Annotated in this window: 16 protein-coding genes; 7 read left to right on the top strand and 9 right to left on the bottom strand. The window is 71.7% G+C overall.

The annotated features are described in order from the left end of the window. The first annotated feature begins 76 nt into the window (after nt 1-76). Nucleotides 77-724, top strand: a complete 648-nt coding sequence (locus OHN74_RS41225) for a class I SAM-dependent methyltransferase (protein WP_327699680.1) — start codon at nt 77-79, stop codon at nt 722-724. Between the two features lie 282 nt (nt 725-1,006). On the opposite strand, the gene OHN74_RS41220 is transcribed toward OHN74_RS41225, so the two are convergent. Together OHN74_RS41220 and OHN74_RS41215 are read right to left on the bottom strand one after the other, a co-directional pair. Further along, nucleotides 1,007-2,158: a hypothetical protein gene (locus OHN74_RS41220; RefSeq protein ID WP_327699679.1), complete on the bottom strand. Its 1,152-nt coding sequence runs from the start codon at nt 2,156-2,158 to the stop codon at nt 1,007-1,009. Nucleotides 2,159-2,734: 576 nt separating this feature from the next. Then, nucleotides 2,735-3,757: a DNA-directed RNA polymerase subunit alpha gene (locus OHN74_RS41215; RefSeq protein WP_055531818.1), complete on the bottom strand. Its 1,023-nt coding sequence runs from the start codon at nt 3,755-3,757 to the stop codon at nt 2,735-2,737. Nucleotides 3,758-4,441: 684 nt separating this feature from the next. Here OHN74_RS41215 and OHN74_RS41210 point away from each other — a divergent pair. Beyond that, on the top strand, nt 4,442-5,296 hold the full coding sequence (locus OHN74_RS41210; RefSeq protein ID WP_327699677.1) for an SCO2400 family protein: 855 nt from the start codon (nt 4,442-4,444) through the stop codon (nt 5,294-5,296). Between the two features lie 42 nt (nt 5,297-5,338). Here the strand turns inward: OHN74_RS41210 and OHN74_RS41205 are convergent, their stop codons facing one another. After that, complete coding sequence (locus OHN74_RS41205) at nt 5,339-6,181, bottom strand: SMP-30/gluconolactonase/LRE family protein (RefSeq protein WP_327699676.1); 843 nt, start codon at nt 6,179-6,181, stop codon at nt 5,339-5,341. Nucleotides 6,182-6,429: 248 nt separating this feature from the next. After that, nucleotides 6,430-7,215 carry a carbonic anhydrase gene (locus OHN74_RS41200; protein WP_327699675.1) on the bottom strand — a complete coding sequence of 262 codons (786 nt, stop codon included), beginning with the start codon at nt 7,213-7,215 and terminating at the stop codon, nt 6,430-6,432. A 339-nt stretch (nt 7,216-7,554) separates the two neighbouring features. Here OHN74_RS41200 and OHN74_RS41195 point away from each other — a divergent pair, with 339 nt between their 5' ends. The 4 genes from OHN74_RS41195 to OHN74_RS41180 all read left to right on the top strand — a co-directional run bounded on the left by OHN74_RS41195 (nt 7,555) and on the right by OHN74_RS41180 (nt 11,221). Then, the gene (locus tag OHN74_RS41195) at nt 7,555-7,677 is read left to right on the top strand and encodes a hypothetical protein (protein WP_327699674.1); all 123 of its coding nucleotides are present in this window, start codon (nt 7,555-7,557) and stop codon (nt 7,675-7,677) included. Between the two features lie 42 nt (nt 7,678-7,719). Then, complete coding sequence (gene ppk2 / locus OHN74_RS41190; protein ID WP_327699673.1) at nt 7,720-8,523, top strand: polyphosphate kinase 2; 804 nt, start codon at nt 7,720-7,722, stop codon at nt 8,521-8,523. Nucleotides 8,524-8,712: 189 nt separating this feature from the next. Next, complete coding sequence (locus OHN74_RS41185; RefSeq protein WP_327699672.1) at nt 8,713-10,434, top strand: SulP family inorganic anion transporter; 1,722 nt, start codon at nt 8,713-8,715, stop codon at nt 10,432-10,434. A gap of 322 nt (nt 10,435-10,756) precedes the next feature. Next, complete coding sequence (locus tag OHN74_RS41180) at nt 10,757-11,221, top strand: cyclic nucleotide-binding domain-containing protein (protein WP_327699671.1); 465 nt, start codon at nt 10,757-10,759, stop codon at nt 11,219-11,221. Nucleotides 11,222-11,282: 61 nt separating this feature from the next. Here OHN74_RS41180 and OHN74_RS41175 read toward each other — a convergent pair whose 3' ends face one another. The 3 genes from OHN74_RS41175 to OHN74_RS41165 all read right to left on the bottom strand — a co-directional run bounded on the left by OHN74_RS41175 (nt 11,283) and on the right by OHN74_RS41165 (nt 14,856). Continuing rightward, entirely contained in the window at nt 11,283-13,046 is a 1,764-nt protein-coding gene (locus tag OHN74_RS41175; RefSeq protein WP_327699670.1) for a serine/threonine-protein kinase, read from the bottom strand. A gap of 171 nt (nt 13,047-13,217) precedes the next feature. Then, nucleotides 13,218-14,096 carry a PhzF family phenazine biosynthesis protein gene (locus OHN74_RS41170; protein WP_327699669.1) on the bottom strand — a complete coding sequence of 293 codons (879 nt, stop codon included), beginning with the start codon at nt 14,094-14,096 and terminating at the stop codon, nt 13,218-13,220. 160 nt (nt 14,097-14,256) lie between these two features. Further along, a complete protein-coding gene (locus OHN74_RS41165; protein WP_327699668.1) occupies nt 14,257-14,856 on the bottom strand; it encodes a sigma-70 family RNA polymerase sigma factor in 600 nt (199 codons plus the stop codon). Nucleotides 14,857-14,996: 140 nt separating this feature from the next. On the opposite strand from OHN74_RS41165, the gene OHN74_RS41160 reads away from it, so the two are divergent. After that, on the top strand, nt 14,997-16,022 hold the full coding sequence (locus tag OHN74_RS41160; protein WP_443060522.1) for a MerR family transcriptional regulator: 1,026 nt from the start codon (nt 14,997-14,999) through the stop codon (nt 16,020-16,022). Between the two features lie 28 nt (nt 16,023-16,050). On the opposite strand, the gene OHN74_RS41155 is transcribed toward OHN74_RS41160, so the two are convergent. Further along, entirely contained in the window at nt 16,051-17,424 is a 1,374-nt protein-coding gene (locus OHN74_RS41155) for a cryptochrome/photolyase family protein (RefSeq protein ID WP_327699667.1), read from the bottom strand. A gap of 189 nt (nt 17,425-17,613) precedes the next feature. Next, a complete protein-coding gene (locus tag OHN74_RS41150) occupies nt 17,614-19,800 on the bottom strand; it encodes a glycoside hydrolase family 36 protein (protein WP_327699666.1) in 2,187 nt (728 codons plus the stop codon). Nucleotides 19,801-19,883 lie beyond the last annotated feature (83 nt).

Below are 19,883 nucleotides of genomic sequence, written 5' to 3'. Positions count from 1 at the left end.
ACGCCCACCGGGCGGCCGTTGTGGCATGCGCCCGGCGGGTGCGACGATGCACATCGGCGAATGAAGGGACACCGACGTGAGTCACGAGGACCAACGGCCGCCCGCCGCCGTCCTGTTCGATGTTCTGGGCCCCGACTACGAGAAGGCGTTCTCCCATGCGCCGGCGCACCTGGCCGCGCTGGACTGGCTGATCGAGCGGCTGCCGCCCGGCGCGCGAACGCTGGACGTGGGCAGTGGCACGGGTCGGCCCACCGCGGCGGCGCTCATCGAGGCAGGGCACAGCGTGCTGGGGGTCGACGTCTCGCCCGTCATGGTCGAACTCGCCGCCCGTCAGGTCCCCGAGGCCGAGTTCCGCTGCGTCGACGTCCGGGAACTCCCGCTCGATGCGGACTCGTTCGACGGCGTGTGCGTGTTCTTCTCGCTGTTGCAGATGAGCCGCGCCGAGCAGGCGGCTCTGACGCGGCGCCTGACTCTGGCCCTGCGGCCCGGCGGGCATCTGGTGCTGGCCACCGTGCCCGCGGACGTGGAGGACCTCGATGTGGTCTTCATGGGCCAGCCGGTTCGTGCCACGAGCTTCGCCGAGGAGGACTTCATCGGCATGGCGGAGGCGGCGGGGCTGACGGTGCTGGCCCGGCACAGCATCGTCTTCGCGCCGGACCACCCCGCCGCCGGTGCCGAGCCCCACATCTTCCTGCACTGCCGCCGTGACGGGACCGGGAGCTGACGCACAGGCATCATCCCCGCCGGAAGGCCACCGACCTCGGCCTGCCGACGGGGCCCGGCGCGCTGGCGGGAGCCCGTCGGCCTGCCGCAGTCGGTGTGCGTCCGGCCGTCGAGCTACGCGGCATCCGGACGCTGCGCCGGAGCGCGGCGGTCCCCTGCGTTCCGGTGAGTACCGCGACGTGGACAGCATCCTGTCCGTGCATGGTGCACCCCGGAGCCGGCAGGCGTTCCGCGCGAGCGGGACGGGTCGTCCCCGCACACCTCCGAGGTGGTCGGGACCGCTCTACTTGGTGAAGATGGCGCCGCTCTTGAAGGAGTCGCCACTGCCGCTGGACCGGTAGTGCCAGCCGCCGACGGTCAGATGCGTGCCGGAGGACACCACGGAGCTGACACCGAGGGGGAACTCCGGATCGCTCTCGGGCAGGCCGAGCGACCGCCAGCCCTCGGTGGGCGTCCAGCTCATGCCGACAGCCGCGTCGTCGTTGCCGCCCACGACGGCGATTCCGCCGTTCGGCCGCAGGGTCACCGCCTGCAGCGAGAAGGTGCCTGCGGGCAGGGGCACCTGGGTCCACGAGGTGCCGTCCCAGTGCAGGGCCAGCCCTGCCGGGCGCTGCTTGTCGGTGTCACGGGACCATCCCACGGCCCAGACGTCCGTCGGTGTGCGGGCGGCGACGTCGAAGAGGATCGCCGAGTCGGGGAACGCCGGGGTGGGCGTCCGTGTCCACCGGCGTCCGTCCCAGTGCATGGCGACGGACTGGCTGGTGTCGAAGTCCATGCCGACTATCCAGACGTCGTTCGGTGCCAACTCCTCGACCTGGGTCGGGAGCCAGTTCGTCGACCCCGGGATCCGCACGGGCCGCCACCGTCGGCCGTCCCAGTGCTGGACGACCGGAACCTGGGTGAAGGTGTCCTCCGTGTAGCCCTGGCCCACCGCCCAGGCTTCGCGGCCGGAGACCGAACTCACCGACAGCAAGCTGGCGTTGACCGTCCCCGCAGGCAGACCCGAGTCGGCGGTCAGTTGCCAGGCGCCCGCCACATAGCGCCCGATGAGAGCGCCCCCGCCGTCCGATTCCTGGTCACCGACGAAGAACGCCGAGCCGTCTGCCGCGGTGGCGATGTCGTTGATTCTGCTGTCCCATGTGTCGGCGCCCCGAAGCGTCGTCTTCTTCCACGCCCCGCCTCGGGCGAGGTCACGCTCGTACATGGTGGGTGTGAACCGGATGGAACCGTTCTCGGGATTCTCCACGACCTCGGCGCCGCCGGCCCACGTCTTCGACGAGCTCGGCTGGGCCAAGGTCATCACCGAGACCTGCCCCGTCGACGTCTCCGTCCACACCCCGCCGGCGGCCGGCTCGGCCGTGGCGGTTCCGCTGATCACCATCGTGATCGCCCCAACTGCCGCCAGTTGCCCTGCGATCCTGCGCTTGACCGTCACTGTGATCTTCCCCGTTCCGGGGGAACCGCTCCCCCATACGTATTGATGCGACGGGGGATGCGTTCTGTTTCACGTGCGTCTGCCGGGCGGCCGACTCGTGGTCGGTTCTCTCCGGCCGGCCATCGACGTGCACGGCCGGGCCATCGGATCGTCGACGCGCACGGAGACCGACAGCAAGCTGCGGTCCGGAAACCGGCACGGAGCCGGCGGCACCTGGAACGGCTCGGGCAGCCCGGGCGAGAACGCCGGCCACCACGCTGGGGGGAGAGAACTCCGGCAGGCTGCCGTGCGGCACCGGCTCGGGAGGACCGGGACGCGGCCGGCCCCTATGCCGATCCCGGAGTCGGCCGGCGCAGGCCGCCGACGACATCATGCTCATCAATGTGTCCCGCGCGTACGGGGGGCGCCTGGTCATCGATCTGTGACGACGATCGCGTCCAGCGACGACCAGGGCCCCCGTCCCTTCGGTCGGGCACTACCCCGCTCTGTCCGGGGAAGCCCTCATGAAGGATCCGCGCCGACCCGTCCCCCCGGTTCGAGACCGGAACCGGAGTGACGGGCCTGGTGGGGCGGTGTTCAGTACTGCTCGGTCTCCACGAAACCGCCGTCCGCGTCGTTGTCCGCGCCGAAGGCGTCGGCGGCGGCGGTCGGGTTGAATCCGGGCGGGCTGTCCTTCAGGGCCAGGCCCATGTCGGCCAGCTTCGCCTTGACCTCGTCGATGGACTTCGCACCGAAGTTGCGGATGTCCAGCAGGTCGGCCTCGGAGCGGGCGACGAGCTCGCCCACGGAGTGGACGCCCTCGCGCTTGAGGCAGTTGTACGAGCGGACGGTGAGGTCGAGCTCCTCGATCGGCAGCACGAGGTCGGCGGCGAGGGCGGCGTCCGTCGGGGACGGGCCCATGTCGATGCCCTCGGCGTCGATGTTGAGCTCACGGGCGAGCCCGAACAGCTCGACGAGCGTCTTACCGGCAGAAGCCATGGCGTCACGGGGACGCATGGCCTGCTTGGTCTCGATGTCGACGATCAGCTTGTCGAAGTCGGTGCGCTGCTCGACACGCGTGGCCTCGACCTTGTACGTGACCTTGAGAACCGGCGAGTAGATCGAGTCGACCGGGATACGCCCGATCTCCTGACCGACCTGCTTGTTCTGCACGGCGGAGACATAGCCGCGACCGCGCTCGACGGTCAGCTCCATCTCCAGCTTGCCCTTGCCGTTGAGCGTGGCGAGGACGAGGTCGGGGTTGTGCACCTCGACACCGGCCGGCGGCGCGATGTCGGCGGCGGTGACGACGCCCGGGCCCTGCTTGCGCAGGTACATCACGACCGGCTCGTCCTGCTCCGAGGAGACGACCAGCTGCTTGATGTTGAGGATGAGGTCGGTGACGTCCTCCTTGACGCCCGGCACGGTGGTGAACTCGTGCAGGACACCGTCGACGCGGATGGACGTGACCGCCGCACCCGGGATCGAGGAGAGGAGCGTACGACGCAGAGAGTTCCCGAGGGTGTAGCCGAAGCCCGGCTCCAGCGGCTCGATGACGAACCGGGAGCGGAACTCGTCGACGACTTCTTCGGTCAGGGATGGACGCTGAGCAATCAGCACGGGGTGTTGCCTCCAGTGGTTTGGCGCCCGCTATGTGACGCCGTAGACATAGAAAGGGTACGGGCGCCAGAGGGCCTGCGGTCTCCACAGAGGCCGAACGGCTCGTGTCCCGAGCCGGTGAGGAGACCTCGGGTCTCCCTTGCGACCGCCGCGAGCAAAGCCTTCCGGGTCATGGCAGAACAGCCGCCGGGCGGGGACGACGGCACGAAGTCCCTGTTCAGGGTGTTGCTGTCGAGGTGCTGGAGGCCCGCGAGGCCGCTCGGAACGCCGACGGACATCCACCGGCACGGCAGCTCAGGTGTTCCCGGCCCAGCCGGACTTCTCGAATGATTGCCTCCGTTCGGGCAGAGCTCACACGCCAACGGGCGTGACGTAGGCGACGCTGGTGCACAGCGCTGTCCGAACAGGCGCCGCTGGATCTCCCAAAGGGACCGGACACCTCAGCGCCATCCCCCAGGCGCTCCGGGGCGGAGTGGGAGTACCCGGTGTGCGTGATCGACACAGGTGCCCCGGCAAAAGCCGAGCAACCAGCAGAAAGGGCACGCGGATGTGCCGTACAGGGGTCGCAGCCCGGACGCATCTGCGCAGGAGTGTCACACAGGCTGCACACACACTCTCGAAAGCCTCGCTACGTTTGCTGCCGGCTCGCTCACCCGTGCGAGAGTGAACACAGGAAGACCGTAGATGGACTACTGCTCCACATGCTGTCGGCACCTCAACGGCGCTCTCGTGTGCCCCGGGTGCGGCGCTTACGCACCGGACATCGCTCCCCTCGCCGACGGAACGCCCGCACCGGCCGCCGTGACGGATGCGGCGACGCGGCAAGCCCCTGTCCATCTGTGGAACGACGCGGACGACGGCGCCGCGGAGAGCCCCCAGTCACCGCAGGACCTCCCGTACGAGAGTTACGACAGCGCGGACGCTCCCGCCCCCGCGCCTCAGGGCCGGGCGGCACGGCGTCGTCAACGGGAACGCTGGAAGAAGACGCAGCGCAGAGCCCTGGTCGCCACGGCGGTCGCCCTGGTCGGCGGAGGCATGACCGTCTCCTCGCTGAACCGCCAGGCCCCGGACCGAACACAGGCGGCCTCCGTGCCGGACAGAGAGCCCATGGGGACCGCGGAGGATCAGGTCACCGACTCCACCCCGGACTCGTCGACGCCGATCGCCCCGCACCGGGCCGAGCGCACCTCGTCCGGCGCCCGGGCCTCCACGGCCAACGAACCGCGCAAACAGGCCGCCGCCGCGCCGCGGGCCACGCCGGCGACACAGGTGATCCGCCCCAAGAGCGTCCCGGTTCCCCTGACGGCGGTGACGGCCTCGGCCGATTCACAGGCGGTCTCCACCATGTCCGAAGCCACGGACACCACCACCGGGACCACGGCCTCACCCACGCCCACAGCCACGGACACCGACAGCACCGGCACATCGGGCGAGGACACGTCGTCGGCGAGTCCCTCGCCGTCCGAGTCCTCCTCGACGCCCTCGGCCTCCTCGTCGTCCCCGGAGGTCTGCCTGCTCGGACTGCTGTGCATCAGCTGATCACCTGCACGGAGGTGGATCCGGCCGGGCATCGTCCGTGGGTCACGGCCAGCCCGCTCCCGGCACCATGACCTGGACGGTGAGCACCTGACCTGTGCCGACCGCCACCGGCTCGGGCTCGGTCATGCCCTGCCACTGCGCGGCCACGATGAACAAGGTCGTCCCGTCGGGACCGCCCAGCGCACAGGCGAAACCGCCGCGGTCCAGCGGCACGGTCTGCAGGACCGTGCCGCCCTCGCCGACTCGCACGCACCGCCGGTTCGGGACATCGGCGTACCAGACGGCGTTCTGCGCGTCGACGCAGATGCCGTCCGGGGTGCCCTGCCCGAGGTCGGCCCAGACGCGCCGGTCGGACAGCGCACCGTCCGCGTCGATGCCGAAGGCCACCAGGTGGTGGCGGTAGGAATCCGCGACGATCAGCGTGGAGTTGTCCGGGGTGACCGCCATGCCGTTGGGAAACGCGATGTCGTCGGCCACCTGGCGCACGGAGCCGTCGGGTGTGACCAGGTGGATGAAACCGGGCTTGACCGCCTCGCCCGCCATCGGGTCGAAGCCGGCGCGGTTGACGTATGCGTTGCCGCGACCGTCGACCACGATGTCGTTCCAGCCCGGCTGCCGGAGGTCCGCGTGAGTGACCAGGGTGCCGTCCGGCTCTCGGCGCAGCAGCAGCCCGTCGGGGGACGAGACGATCACCAGGCGGCCGTCCGGGAGCCAGGCGGTGCACAGCGGCAACGACGCCACCTGGGCGATCACCTCGCTGCGGCCGGCGAGGTCGACGGAGATGACCTCGCCGGCGGACCAGTCGGAGAAGTACAGGCGGTCGCCGTGCCAGCGCGGAGACTCCACCAGACCCCTGCCGGTGAGCAGTGTCCGTACCTCGGTCATCCTCATCACAGCCCTTCGCCCCGGTCGGCCCGGCGCCGACGTCGACGCCTCAACATCTATCCGAACACCGGGTGGGCGGCTCGGCAGGCTCCCCGATGTGCGGAGCGTCGACGCACTCCCGCACCGCGGCGGAAGCTCCGCCGCGGTGCGGGAGTGGGACGTCACCTTCGCCGGAGGAGGCCGGGTCAAAGCCTTGGGCAGTCGGCCGCGGGGCTGTGCACCGCGGCCGGCTCCTGTGCGTACGACGGTCAGCTGATGCGGTGCACTCGCTGGGTGGTCAGCTCGTAGCGGGCGCCGACGATGGTCAGGGCGCCGGAGTTCACCTTGGCGGCGAGGTCGGGCTCCGCCGCGAGCCGTGCCCGTATGAGCCGTATGTTGGCGTCGATCGTCGCGTCGACACGCGCGTCGCCCGACTTGCTGTGATCGATGGCCGGGCGGATCTGGTCGGCCAGGTACTGGATGTGGGCGGGCAGTTTCTCGCCCGACTCGTCCGCCTGGACCGTGGCCTTCACCGCTCCGCACGACTGGTGGCCGAGCACCATGAGCAGGGGGATCCCCAGTTCGAGCACGCCGTACGCGAGGCTGCCGAGCACTGCCTCGTCGAGGACCTGGCCCCCGCTGCGTATGGTCATCAGATCGCCGAGGCCCTGGTCGAAGACCATCTCCGGAGGTACTCGGGAGTCGATGCAGCCGAGGACCAGGGCGAAGGGGTGCTGACTGGTCGTCAGCGCCTGCCGGACGGCGGGAGACTCGTCAGGATGCTGCTGGCGGAAGGTGCGCCAGCGGCGGTTGCCCGCGGACAGCTCCCGCAGAGCCTCCTCGGCGGTGCCGGGCCGCTTTCGCGGAGCGGCGGTGGGGGGTGCGGCAACCGCGGGTTCGGCGCCGATGACCAGGCCGGCGCCGACGACGGCGGTCCCGGTGAGCGCGGCGCGCAGAAGTGAGCGCCGGGCGGGGGGTGTCACGCCGGAGACCGGGGCGACGGATGCAGTCCGCTGCGGGAGGACGGCAGTGTGGGGTGCTGGGTCAGAGTTCACGGAAGGGAACGTATGTCCGGCTGAATGCCCCTCAGTTCGAGTTGCTGATTCATGATCAAACGTTGAACCTTTCTTGGCGGCTCCGGGGGAATCTCTTGGCAGGAACTCGATCATCCAAGCGGTGCGCAGCTCGCCACTATCTGAACGTGCGTCCGGGATGGTCATGGCCGGTCGTCGTGCACATGCCCGTGCATTCCGATCACGGGGGCTCCGTGAGATCCAGACGATTACGCACCCGCGTCGCAGCCGCCTCGATCACGCTCGCGCTGCTCGCATTCGGCTCGGGCCAGGCCTTCGTGCACACCCCCGAGCCACCGTCATCACCGCATTGCACCGCCGTTGACCTCGGCACCCTCGGCGGGAGCGGTCGCCGTCGCCCGCCCGGCGGTGGGTGCGCGGGGTGCGCTGTTCGTCGTCGGTCAGTACGGTGCTGCTGTCCTGGTGTTCGCCCGGGCATCGTGACTCCCCGAGTGGTCGACGTGGGTCTCGGACGACGGAGGCTGCATGGCCGGCAAGAAGACGACGACGCTGCCGCGCAAGGTGTACGAGCCGGAGCTGCTGCGCCTGCAGACGGAGCTGGTGAAGCTCCAGGAGTGGGTACGGGCGGAGGGCGCCCGGCTGGTGGTCGTGTTCGAGGGACGGGACGCGGCGGGCAAGGGCGGCACCATCAAGCGGGTCGCGGAGCACCTCAATCCGCGGGTGGCCCGCATCGCGGCGCTGCCGAAGCCGACCGAGCGTGAGCGCACCCAGTGGTACTTCCAGCGGTACGTCGAGCAGTTGCCGGCGGCCGGGGAGATCGTGCTGTTCGACCGCAGTTGGTACAACCGGGCAGGCGTCGAGCATGTGATGGGCTTCTGCACGAAGGAGGAGTACCAGCTCTTCCTCCGGCAGTGCCCGATCTTCGAGCGGATGCTGGCCGAGGCGGGCATTGTGCTGCGCAAGTACTGGTTCTCGGTGAGCGACAGCGTGCAGCAGGAGCGGTTCCGCCAGCGCCTCGACGACCCGACCCGGCGCTGGAAGCTCTCGCCGATGGACCTGGAGTCGATCACCCGCTGGGAGGCGTACTCCCGGGCCAAGGACGAGATGCTGGTCCACACCGACATCCCCGAGGCGCCTTGGTACGTCGTGGAGAGCGACGACAAGCGCCGGGCGCGGCTGAACATGATCGCCCATCTGTTGAGCACGCTCCCGTACCACGAGGTACCGCCACCGGTGCTGAAGCTGCCGCACCGGCCGCCGTCGACCGGGTACGTGCGTCCGCCACGTGATCTGCAGACCTACGTCCCCGATCACGCGGCCGGTCTCTGAGTCCGTCCACGCCGGTTGAGCACCCTGCGGGCGCGCGGGCAAGGGGAGTTGGGGGCGTCGGCTGAACGACCCAGTTCCGGGGGCCTGTTGGGCTGCGGGGCGCATGTCCGAGGGCAGTTCAGGCCGACCCGGTCCTCGCGGTCTCCCGCTCGTCCGTGGATCATGAGGTCATTCGGCAGAAGGAGGCCCATGTCCCAAAGCTCGGGCAGACCCGTTCCCGTGTGGCACCGACTGGCGCCGGGGCTCCACGCGCTCCTCGGCTACCGGCGCGCCTGGCTGCGCGGTGATGTGCTGGCCGGGGTGACGGTGGCCGCGTATCTGGTGCCGCAGGTGATGGCGTACGCGGGGGTGGCCGGTCTGCCGCCGGTCGCCGGTCTGTGGGCGATCCTGCCCGCGCTCGCCCTGTACGCGCTGTTCGGTTCCTCGCGTCTGCTGTCGGTCGGGCCCGAGTCGACGACCGCGCTGATGACGGCGACCGTGGTCGGCCCGCTGGCCGCGGGAGACCCGGGCCGCTACGCGACTCTGGCCGCCACGCTGGCGGTCACGGTCGGGCTGCTGTGCGTCGTGGCCTGGGCGGTGCGGCTGGGCTTCGTCGCGGACCTGCTCTCCCGGCCCGTCCTGGTCGGCTATCTGGCGGGCGTGGCACTGATCATGATCGTGGACCAGTTGCCGAAGCTCACCGGCGTCAGCACCACGGGCTCCGCCTTCTTCCCCCAACTGTGGTCGTTCGTGGGCCATGTGTCGCAGATCCATGGGGCCACCCTGCTGTTCGCCGTGATCCTGCTCGCCTTCGTCCTCGCCGTGGCCCGCTTCTTCCCCGCCGTCCCCGGCCCCCTGCTGGCCGTTGTCCTCGCCACGACGGCCGTGGCCGTGTTCGGCCTCGACGACCGTCACGGCATCAAGGTGATCGGCGATGTGCCCGCGGGTCTGCCCGGCCTGGCCGCCCCGGACCTGGCCGAGCTGCCGCATCTGGTGCTGCCCGCCCTGGGGGTCCTCCTCGTCGGTTACACCGACTTCATCCTCACCGCGCGGGCCTTCACCGGCCGCACCGCCGCCGACGACGACGGCCCGGGGCTCGACGCCAACCAGGAACTGCTCGCCCTGGGCGCGGCCAACCTCGGTGCCGGGGCGGTGCAGGGGTTCCCGGTCAGCAGCAGCGCCAGCCGCACCGCGCTCGCGTCCTCGGCGGGCGCCCGCTCCCAGGCGTACTCCCTGGTAGCCGCCGTCGTCGTCCTCGCCGTCCTGCTCTTCCTGAGTCCCCTGCTGACCAGGACACCCTCGGTCGTGCTGGGCGCGCTCGTCGTCTACGCCGCCCTGCGCATGATCGACCTGGCGGGCTTCCGACGACTGGCGTCCTTCCGGCGTCGTGAGCTCCTGCTGGCACTCGGCTGCCTGGCCGGAGTGCTCGCTCTGGACATCCTGTACGGGGTGCTGGTCGCCGTCGGTCTGTCGGTGGCCGAGCTGCTGACCCGGGTCGCGCGGCCGCACGACGCGGTCGAGGGTGTGGTGCCCGGGGTGGCCGGTATGCACGACGTCGACGATTATCCGCAGGCCCGCACGATCCCGGGGCTGGTGGTCTACCGCTACGACTCGCCCCTCTTCTTCGCCAACGCGGAGAACTTCCACCGACGGGCCCTGGCCGCCGTGGACGAACAGGAAGGCCCGGTCCACTGGTTCGTCCTCAACGCCGAGGCCAATGTGGAGGTCGACATCACCGCCCTGGACGCCGTCGACGCGCTGCGTGGCGAACTGACCCGCCGGGGCATCGTCTTCGCCCTCGCCCGCGTCAAACAGGACCTCCGCGACGATCTGGACGCGTACGGCCTGACGGAGTCCGTCGGCACCGGCCTCATCTTCCCCACCCTGCCGACGGCCGTGACCGCGTACCGCGAGTGGGAACGGGCTCAGTAGGCCGCGCATCCCCCGACCGCACGTCGTCGTGATCCGCGTCGGCACCCTCGGCGCATGGACGTGCGGGCGGGCGGGCGTGTGTCTCACGGCCCGGGACGACGCCCCCGGCGGACGGCCGGGCGCGGGTCGAGGTCCCGGCCGGTCCATCGGCTCCCTACAGGGCGACACGCGCCACCGGCACCCGTGGGGGGCGCTCGGCTTCACCGAGGGTCCGTGTGGCCGTGTGGCCCGGTGGCGAGGGCCGACCGGCCCATGGCCCGAACCGGCACTCCGGACGAGACTGAGAGCGGCAGGCTCGTCAGAACGCCCCGGAGGTCCCGTCATGAACTCCCCTCCCACCCCCAGCATGCTGCGGGCGCTGCCCGCCGAGCACCGGCACCGGCTGATGCACGTCGCCCGTGAGGTGTCGTTCCCGCAGGGAGCCCGGCTCTTCGAGGAGGGCGGACGCGCCGACCGGTTCTGGATCATCCGCACCGGGACCGTCGACCTCGACATGCATGTGCCCGGCCGTCGGGCCGCCGTCATCGAGCGCCTCGGCCACGACGAACTCGTCGGCTGGTCCTGGCTGTTCCCGCCGCACGCCTGGCAGCTGGGCGCGACCACGACCACGCCCGTGCGCGCGTACGAGTTCGACGCCACGGCGGTCCGCTCGATGTGCCGGGACGACCCCGCGCTGGGCCGCTCCGTCTCCGACTGGGTGGGAAGCATCCTCGCCCACCGGCTGCGCGCCGCCCGTACCCGCCTGCTGGATCTGTACGCACCGTACGGCAGCGGCAGCCTCCTATGACGGCGCTCCTCGGCCGGCGCGGCCGGTGTTCCGCCTCGCCGGCCCGACGCCGCGCCGGCGGTCAGTCCTCGGCGGGATACACCCTGGTCACCCTGCCCTTTGTGTCCGCCGCCAGGTAGCCGGACCCGTAGCTGTCGGACAGGTACACAGCCATTCCGGCCGGCGTGTCGAGGATGTCGTTGGGCGGCTTCACCACCAGGTAGCGGTTTTCCGGATCGGCCACGTTCAGCTTCTTGTCCGCCTCCTTCAGAAGCGCGGGAACGCTGTCCCAGTTGAAGCCGTCGAGAGTGATCGGCTGGTTGCCGCTGAAGATCGAACCCTTGATGATGCTTTTCTCGACACCGTTGCCCGGGCGGTAGGTGTAGGAGTCGTACTTGGTGTTGCTGCCGTTGACCATCATCTGGGCGATGGCGTACTCCTCGTACACGGTGAAGTCGCCGAACCTGTCCCGGCCGGTCTCCTTCTCCAGCTCCTTGATGACCATGCGGATGCCTGCCGGGGTGAGCAGTGTGCCGGTCCGGGTCTCCTCGGACTCCTGGGCTGCCGGGGCGGCCGTGTCCGTGTTCGCGGTGGGCGACACATCCGTCCGCGGGCTCGGCGTGGACGTCGAGGCGCCCGCGCCCGCGTTCGTGTTCGCGTCACCCGAGTCGCCCCCGAGAGGCAGCAGCCACCACACCAGGACTGCGGCGAGCGAAGATCCAGAGACACCCCACAGGACCCTCAGGCCACGGACGCGTCGGCGTGCGGTTGGTACGGGTGCGGGTGCGGTGACCGGCTGGATCGTGACCGGCCCGGGGAGGACCGGCGGCGGCCCGAACCCCGCCTGGACGGGAGTGACCGGCGCGACAGGGATTCCGCCGGTCGCGACGAATCCTGCGGGCGCGGCAGAGGTGCGCGGGTCCGAAGGTGTCGCGGGGGCGGACGGCGGACCCAGCGGGTAGGAGGTGGGCTCGTCCCTCGACGCGGTCGACCGGTCCGGAGCCGACTCGATCGCGGCCAGCTGCCGGTCCAGCACCGCGGCGGACGGCCGCGCCGCGGGATCCCGTACCAGGACGCTCATCAGGACGTCACCGAGGGCGCCGGCCCGCACCGGTGGCGGCACCTCCTCGTGGAGGACCGCGGCGAGGGTGGCCAGGGTGGTGCCGCGGCGCAGCGGGTGGTGGCCGTCGACCGCTGTGTACAGCATCATCGCCAGCGACCACAGGTCGGAGGCGGCTCCGCCCTCGTGCCCCGAGATGCGCTCGGGTGCCATGAAGTCGGCCGTGCCGATGATGGAGCCCGTGGCGGTGAGGCTGGTCGCCTCACGGATCGCGGCGATGCCGAAGTCGGTGAGCACCGGGCGCCCGTCGGGCCGCAGGAGTACGTTGGCGGGCTTGACGTCCCGGTGCTGGATACCGGCGTCATGCGCGGCGGTGAGCGCGGCCAGCACTCCCCGGCCGGTCCGCGCCGCCTCGGCCGGCGTCATCGGCGCCCGGGCCAGCCGGTCGGCCAGCGAGCCGCCGCTGACCAGTTCCATCACGATCCACGGGTAGGTGCCCTCACCGCCGTCGACGATGTGGTGGATGGTGACGACGTTCGGATGGTCGATCCGGGCCAGGGCCCGGGCCTCGCGCAGCACCCGCTCGCGCAGCATGCGCGCGCCCTCGGGGTCGTACTCGGCGAGGTCCCGGTCGGGCGGGCGGACCTCCTTGACCGCCACCAGCCTGTGGAGCACCACGTCCCTGGCCCGCCAGACGGTCCCCATCCCGCCTCCGCCGAGACGGGCCTCCAACTCGAAGCGCCCGTCGACGATCCGTCGCCCGGTGCCTCTGTCTGCCTCACTCATGGACGGGAGCCTAGACGCCGCCACCGACACCGTTCGAACGGTACCCACCATCAGCTGCGGCAGTTCACGGAGACCCGCGATCAACTGTCGTACGGACGGCCGCCGTTGGGCCGTTGACGGTGGGTTGAAGCCTCCTCTCCCCAGGTCCGCACCACCGTCATGGCCGGCACTTCAGCCGATGCGTGTTCCCGCGCCGCCGACCCGGACGCGCGGGTCATCCGCGCGCAGGGTCACCGTGAGTTCGCCGGGGCGGCCCAGGTCCTCGCCCTGGTGCAGGGTGAGGACGGTGTCCTCGGGGACCAGGCCGAGTTCACGGGCGTACGCCCCGAACGCGGCTGCTGCCGCGCCGGTCGCCGGATCCTCGACGACCCCGCCGACGGGGAACGGGTCACGGACATGGAAGACGGTGGCCGACTCCCGCCACACCAACTGGGTCGTGGTCAGGTCCAGGCGGTGCATCAGGGCGTCGAGGCGCTCGAAGTCGTACGCGAGATCCGCGAGGCGGGCGCGCGTCGCCGCCGCGAGAACGAGGTGGCGGGCGCCGGCGAAGGCGATACGGGGTGGGAAGGCCGGGTCGAGATCGGCGGCCGGCCAGTCGAGCGCGGCCAGGGCTTCCGTGAGGTCGGCGGCGGCGATCTCCTCGATCCGCGGCTCGACGCTGGTCAGCGTGGCGCGGAGCGTCCCGCCCTCCTCGGTCACCACCACCGGCACGGTGCCGGCTCGTGTCGCGAACACCAGCTCGCCGGGACCGTGACGCTCGGCCAGGGCGACGGCGGTCGCGACGGTCGCGTGCCCGCAGAACGGCACCTCGGCCCTGGGGCTGAAGTAGCGGATGGTGTACGCCCTGCCGCCCTCCCGGCCGCCCGGACCCTCAGGCGGCGCGGTCAGGAACGCGGACTCCGAGTATCCGAGGTCGGCGGCGATGGCCAGCATCTGGCTGTCGTCCAGGCCGGTGGCGTCCAGTACGACACCGGCGGGGTTTCCGCCGTCGGGAGAGGTGGAGAAGGCGGTGTAGCGCAGCACCTCGGGACTCGGCGTGTTCGTCGTCATGCTCGCGGCAACACGGGAAGGGGCCACGACTGTTCCCGGACACCGGTGGGTAGTGACGGGGCACAGCGCCAGGTCGTGGTCGAAGGCATCCACCCCGCTCTCAACCGTCGCCTGGAGCGACGACGCCGCGGAGCGCGGTGGCCGCAGGCAGCCCGGAGTGTCACACCGCTTCCGGGTCGAAGACGACTTCGAGCTCGCGCCTGAGCCGGTACAGCCCGCGCCGTGCGTGGCTCTTGACGGTGCCCAGCGGCCAGCCCGTGCGCTCGGCGATCTGACTCTGGCTCAGGTCCTCGTAGAAGGCGAGTCGCAGCACCCGCTGCTGTGCCGAGGCCAGCTTGGCGAATTCGGCGCGCACCACCACCCGGTCCAGGGCCCCCTCGAACCGGTCGTCCGCGGGATCGGCGAGGGTCGGCCAGGAGTCCGCGGCAGCGACCGCTCGGCAGCGGCGGGTGCGCGCGGCCAGCGCGTCGGCGATCCGGTGCCGGGCGATGCCCACGATCCACCCGACGAGCGGACCGCGTTCCGGCCGGTAGCCCCGCCGACCGCACCACACACCGAGGAAGACCTGCTGGGTGACGTCCTCGGCCTCCTTCACATCTCCCAGGGAGCGCCAGGCCAGGGTGTGCACCAGCGCCGACCAGCGCCGGTACACGGCCGCCAGGCATGCTTCGTCACCCGCGAGAAGGCCCCGGACCAGCTCCGCCTCGTCCCATGACGCGGCAGGCACGGCAGCCGGAGCGGCACACTCGGGCATGTTCATGAGGAGACTCCTTGCACGGAACGGATCCGGCGTCGCGATCCGGCGTACGACGGTTCTGTCATCGTCCGAGTCCGGGCGCAGAGCATCAACTCGCATCGATTCTGCGTCGTACGGCGAGGCTCAAGCCGTAGAGTCGGCCCGTGGACGGCACTACGGGTGACAGCGCGGCGGCCCGCTCGGAGGCGGAGCCCCAGGGCGTCGCGGCAGGTCTCACCACCGGCGCGCTGGCCCGTCGGCTGGGGGTGTCACCCACCACGCTGCGCTCCTGGGACCACCGCTACGGCATCGGGCCCGCGATCCGCCCCGACGGCCGGCACCGCCGATGGGCTCCGCACGACATAGCCGTACTGGAGGCGATGTGCCGGCTGACGTCCGCCGGTGTGCCGCCCGCGGAGGCGGCCCGCGCCGCGCGGGCGACGGCCGCCGGGGCCCCGGGCGAGGGCCGGGCGCCCGCCGCCGCGCCGGAACCGGCAATCGGAGCCGGCTCCCGCGCGGCGGGCCCGCTTCCGCTCGGCGACGTCCGCCGGGAGTGCAGGGGGCTCGCCCGCGCCGCCGTACGACTCGACGCGCCCGCTGTGGAGCAGCAGCTGGCCACGGCGGTCGACACCCACGGTCTGGTGGTCGCCTGGCAGGAGGTGATGGTGCCGACGCTGCATGCCGTGGGCCGCAGATGGGCCTCGTCCGGGGACCGGTACGTCGAGGTGGAGCACCTCCTGTCCTGGCATGTCTCGACCACGCTGCGCCGCTTCGCCCGCCCGGCCGCCGGATCCGGCGGCGCCTCGGCACTGGGACCGGTGGTTCTGGCCTGCATGCCGGGCGAGCAGCACACCCTGGCGCTGGAGTCGCTCCACTGCGGGCTGAGCGAACTGGGCCTGCCCACCCGGATGTTCGGGTCGGCGGTCCCCGCGGAGGCACTGATCGCGGCGGTGGACCGGCTCGGCCCGGTGGCCGTCGTCCTGTGGGCGCAGGCCCGCTCCACGGCGAGTCTGCCGCTGGCCCGGCGTGTCGCCGGCGCCCGGTGGGGTGTGAAGGGCGCCCGGCGCGGCCCGCTGGTGGTGCCGTGCGGCCCCGGCTGGCTCGGCCGATCGGACCCGGGGATGCCCTGGCCCACGTCCCTGAAGGACGCCCTGGACACCCTGGAGGCCCTGTACACGGAGGGGCGGTGAGTTCCGCCGGCGGTGGCCCGGTGGCGGCTCAGTCGAGACCGCGGGCCCGCTTGAAGCGGTCGAGACCGTCCGACAGGCCGACGATCGGATCCGGGTAGTCCACGGCGGCGCGGTCCAGGCCGCGCAGTTTCCACGGCTCGTGCACCGCCGCCCCTGACAGCGACCGCAGTTCGGGCACCCAGCGGTGCACGTACGAGCCGTCGGGGTCGTACCGCTTGGCCTGGGTGACAGGGTTGAGGACCCGGTTGGGCCGTGAGTCGGTCCCGGTGCCGGCCATCCACTGCCAGTTGAGCTGGTTGTTGGCGACGTCGCCGTCCACCAGCAGGTCGAGGAAGTAGCGGGCGCCGACCCGCCAGTCCACGTACAGCGTCTTGGCGAGGAAGCTCGCGGTCAGCAGGCGCCCCCGGTTGTGCATCCAGCCCTCGTACCGCAACTGGCGCATCGCCGCGTCGACGATGGGGTAGCCGGTGCGGCCCTCCTTCCACGCCTCGACGTCCTCCCGGGCTTCTGTCTCCGATCGCCAGCGGTCGTTCCGGGTGCGGTAGTCGGCGACGGCCGCGTCCGGGCGGGCCGCGAGCACCTGACGGTGGAAGTCGCGCCAGGCGAGCTGCCGTACGAAGGCGTCGGCGCCGGGTCCGCCGGCGCGGCGGGCGCGGTGGACGAGTTCGACGCAGGAGAGGGTGCCGAAGTGCAGATGCGGGGAGAGCCGGGAGGTGGCGTCGCCCGCCAGGTCGTCGTGACCCTCCTCGTACGTCGCCACCCCGCCGCGCAGCCACGTGGTGAGCCGTGCGCGGCCCTCGGTCTCGCCGCCGGCGGCGAGCCCCTCCGAGAGGCCCGGCAGACCGCTCCGGGACGGCAGGGGATCGGATCCGACCCCGTCCGGGACCCGCACTGCCCGTGGCGCCCCGAGCGGCTCCCGCAGCTGCTGCCGCGACCAGTGCCCGAAGTACGGCGTGAAGACGGCGAAGTGGTCCGAGGCGGCCGGGACCACGGCACCCGGGGCGACGGCGGTGGTCACGGTGTCGTGGACGTGCAGCCGTACGCCGTCCGCCTCCAGGGCGCGGCGCAGCCGGTCCTCCCGTCGGCGCGCGTGGCCGCTGACGTCGGCCGCCATGTGCACCTCGTCGGCGCCCGCCTCGGCGGCGACCCGGCACACCTCGCCGACGAGGTCGCCGTGGCGCACGACCAGCCGTCCGCCCCGCTCGCGCAGACCGGCGTCGAGGTCGCTCAGGCAGTCGGCGAGGAAGGCCAGCCGGTTGGGTACGGCGAACCCTGCGCCGTCCACCGCGGGGTCACGCACGAACAGCGGGACGACCCCGCGGCCGCCGTCCAGGCCTGCCCGCAGCGGCGGATGGTCGTGCAGACGCAGGTCGGAGGTGAACAGGACGACCGAGACGTTCATGGCGCGCACTCCGGGGAGCAGGAGGAACCGGCAGGTGATCCGCCCGGGTCCGGGGCGGAGGGGCTGCTCGGCGAACCGGGCAGGTACCCCTGGTGATCACTTCCGGGCGCGGGTCCCTTTCGGATGCGCCCGGCGGGAATCCTGTTCCCGCCGTTCCGGGAGCAGTGCCTCACCCGCCCGCCGGTCACCTCAGTGGTCTTCCTCCGAGGTGAGCCGGATCAGCAGGACAGCGGGCGTGTGCGGCAGTGACACCCGCAGTGCGTGCCCGTCCGCGTCCCAGACCGCCGAGCCTGTGGCCGGAGCGGTCGGGTGCAGGATCTCCGCCCGGACCTCCTGCCCGGCCAGGTGCGCGACCGGCAGGCGGAGCTCCGGCTCGCCGCCTCGGCGCCACACCGAGAGGTAGGACGTACCGCCGTCCGGTACCCGCATGCCCAGGGCCGTCCACTCGTCCGTCCATCCCGGCAGACCGAGCGGCCAGAACGGCACCGCCTCCGTGAGATCGGCGCGGAGTGTCTTGTACACGGCCACCGCGTCCCCCACGAGGGCGAGCTGATGTTCCGACATGCGGTCCAGATGGCCGGAGAGGTGGATCCGGCCGAGCAGCGCCCCGCCCAGGGTGAACGTGATCAGGTCGTCGTCGAAGCCCGGCTGCGGGTAGGCCCAGACGGCGCCCTGTTCGGGCGGGACCGCCGTCGGTGCGGCGGCGGCGATCGGCGGGCAGAGCAGGGGGTCCTGCTGGTCGCTGGTGGACTGGAGCTGGGTGACGGCCAGCGTGGCTCCGTCCATCCGCATCCCGCCCGAGGCGCAGTTCTCGATCACCAGGCCCGGGTGCCGGTCCAGTACCTCGGAGAGCCAGTCCAGGTACGCCTGGGCATGGCCGAGAAGGCCGGCTCCGGGCGCGATGTCCCCGGGGGCGCAGGTTCCCGGGTCGACCACGATGTTGTAGTCCAGCTTGAGGTAGCCCACTCCCCAGTCGCCGACTATGCGGTCCACCGTCTTGTCGAGGTGCGCTCGGGCGGCCGGGTGCCGCAGGTCCAGTTGGTGGCGGCCCTGTTCCGTCAGCCGTATGCCGTCCCGCCGGAAGAAGGCCTCCGGCGGGAGTTCGGACGCGACGGGGCTGCGCACGCCGACGACCTCCGGTTCCAGCCACAGCCCGGGGACCATGCCGCGCTCCCTGATCCGGTGCAGGACCGCCTGGATACCGCCGTCGGGGAAGCGGCGCGCCGAGGGCAGCCACTCGCCGACGCTGTCCCACCAGCCCTCGGTGCTGTCGTCGTACCAGCCGGAGTCGATGCAGAAGTACTCCGCCCCGGCCCGGGCGGCGGCGTCGATCAGCGGCAGCAGTTTCTCCGTCGTCGGGTCGCCCATCAGGGTGTTCATGTAGTCGTTGAAGACGACGGGCAGCGTGGTGTGGTCCGGGTGCGGGCGTCGTACGGCACGACGGTACGAGGTCAGGGCGGCGAAGGCGTCGTCCAGGCCGGAGCCGAGGGCCAGGACGCCGGGCACGGTGGTGAACTCGGCGCCGGGTTCGAGGCGGACGCGCCATTGATGCTCCGCGTCCGTGGGTCCGTTGAGCGCCAGATACGTGCCGTGGTCGCGCTCACCGAGGTCCCAGCGCCAGCCGGCCGGGGATTCGATCTGCCACAACCAGGCCCGGTCGCCGTCGTGTTCGGTGAGGGCGCCCATCGCGAGGTGTCCGTCGGTGGGCCAGCTGCCGCGTCCCGTCAGGGTCAGCGCCGCCCGGCTGTCGTGCTGGTGGACGTCGACATGGATGTCGCTGACGGTGTGGCGCAGCGGCTCGGTGTGCCAGCGGCACTCCGCCAGCCAGTCGTTGCGGGCCCGGTGGATGTCGAGGCCGTCGGGAGAGGGAAGGGCGCCGAGCAGCAGACTGCTGACCGACTGGACGACAAGGGGCTGCTCTCCGTCGTTGCGGAGGCGGACGCGGGAGCGCAGCACGGGCAGTCCGACGGGCGAGGACAGCTCGACGAAGGCGGTCAACGCGCTGCCGGGGTCGTGGAGTTCGACGGTCAGATACGTCCAGCCGTCGGCTTCCCGGGTGGAGTGGCCCACGTGCCAGAGACGGGCGCCGAAGGCCGTACCGGTGAAGCGGGGGCCCGACCAGCCACTGCCGTGACCGAGTGCGGTGAGCTCCACGAGGTGGAGGGGGGCGTCCGGGCCGGGTTCCGGTGTCGACTCCCCGGTGGGGCCGCTCCAGCTCGACGGGGACGCGGAGTCGGGGCGGGTCAGCCCGACCAGCCGCAGGACCCCGTCGGCGCCGGTGGCGAACTCGGCCTCCAGGGCGCGGTGACCCCAGACAAAGTGCTGCTCAGTGGTGGTGCGGGGGGCCGTGCCCGCCGAATCCGACGTACCGGTCAACGTCTTCCCCTCCCGATGCCGTCTGGGCCGACGGTCTGCTTCTGCCGCGTGAATTGATGGTTACGGTCTCTTGACGACCCTCA

Source organism: Streptomyces sp. NBC_00459, assembly GCF_036013955.1.
Lineage (GTDB): Bacteria > Actinomycetota > Actinomycetes > Streptomycetales > Streptomycetaceae > Streptomyces.
Note: the sequence above shows the minus strand (reverse complement) of the source record. Positions and strands in the feature narration are given on the sequence as shown.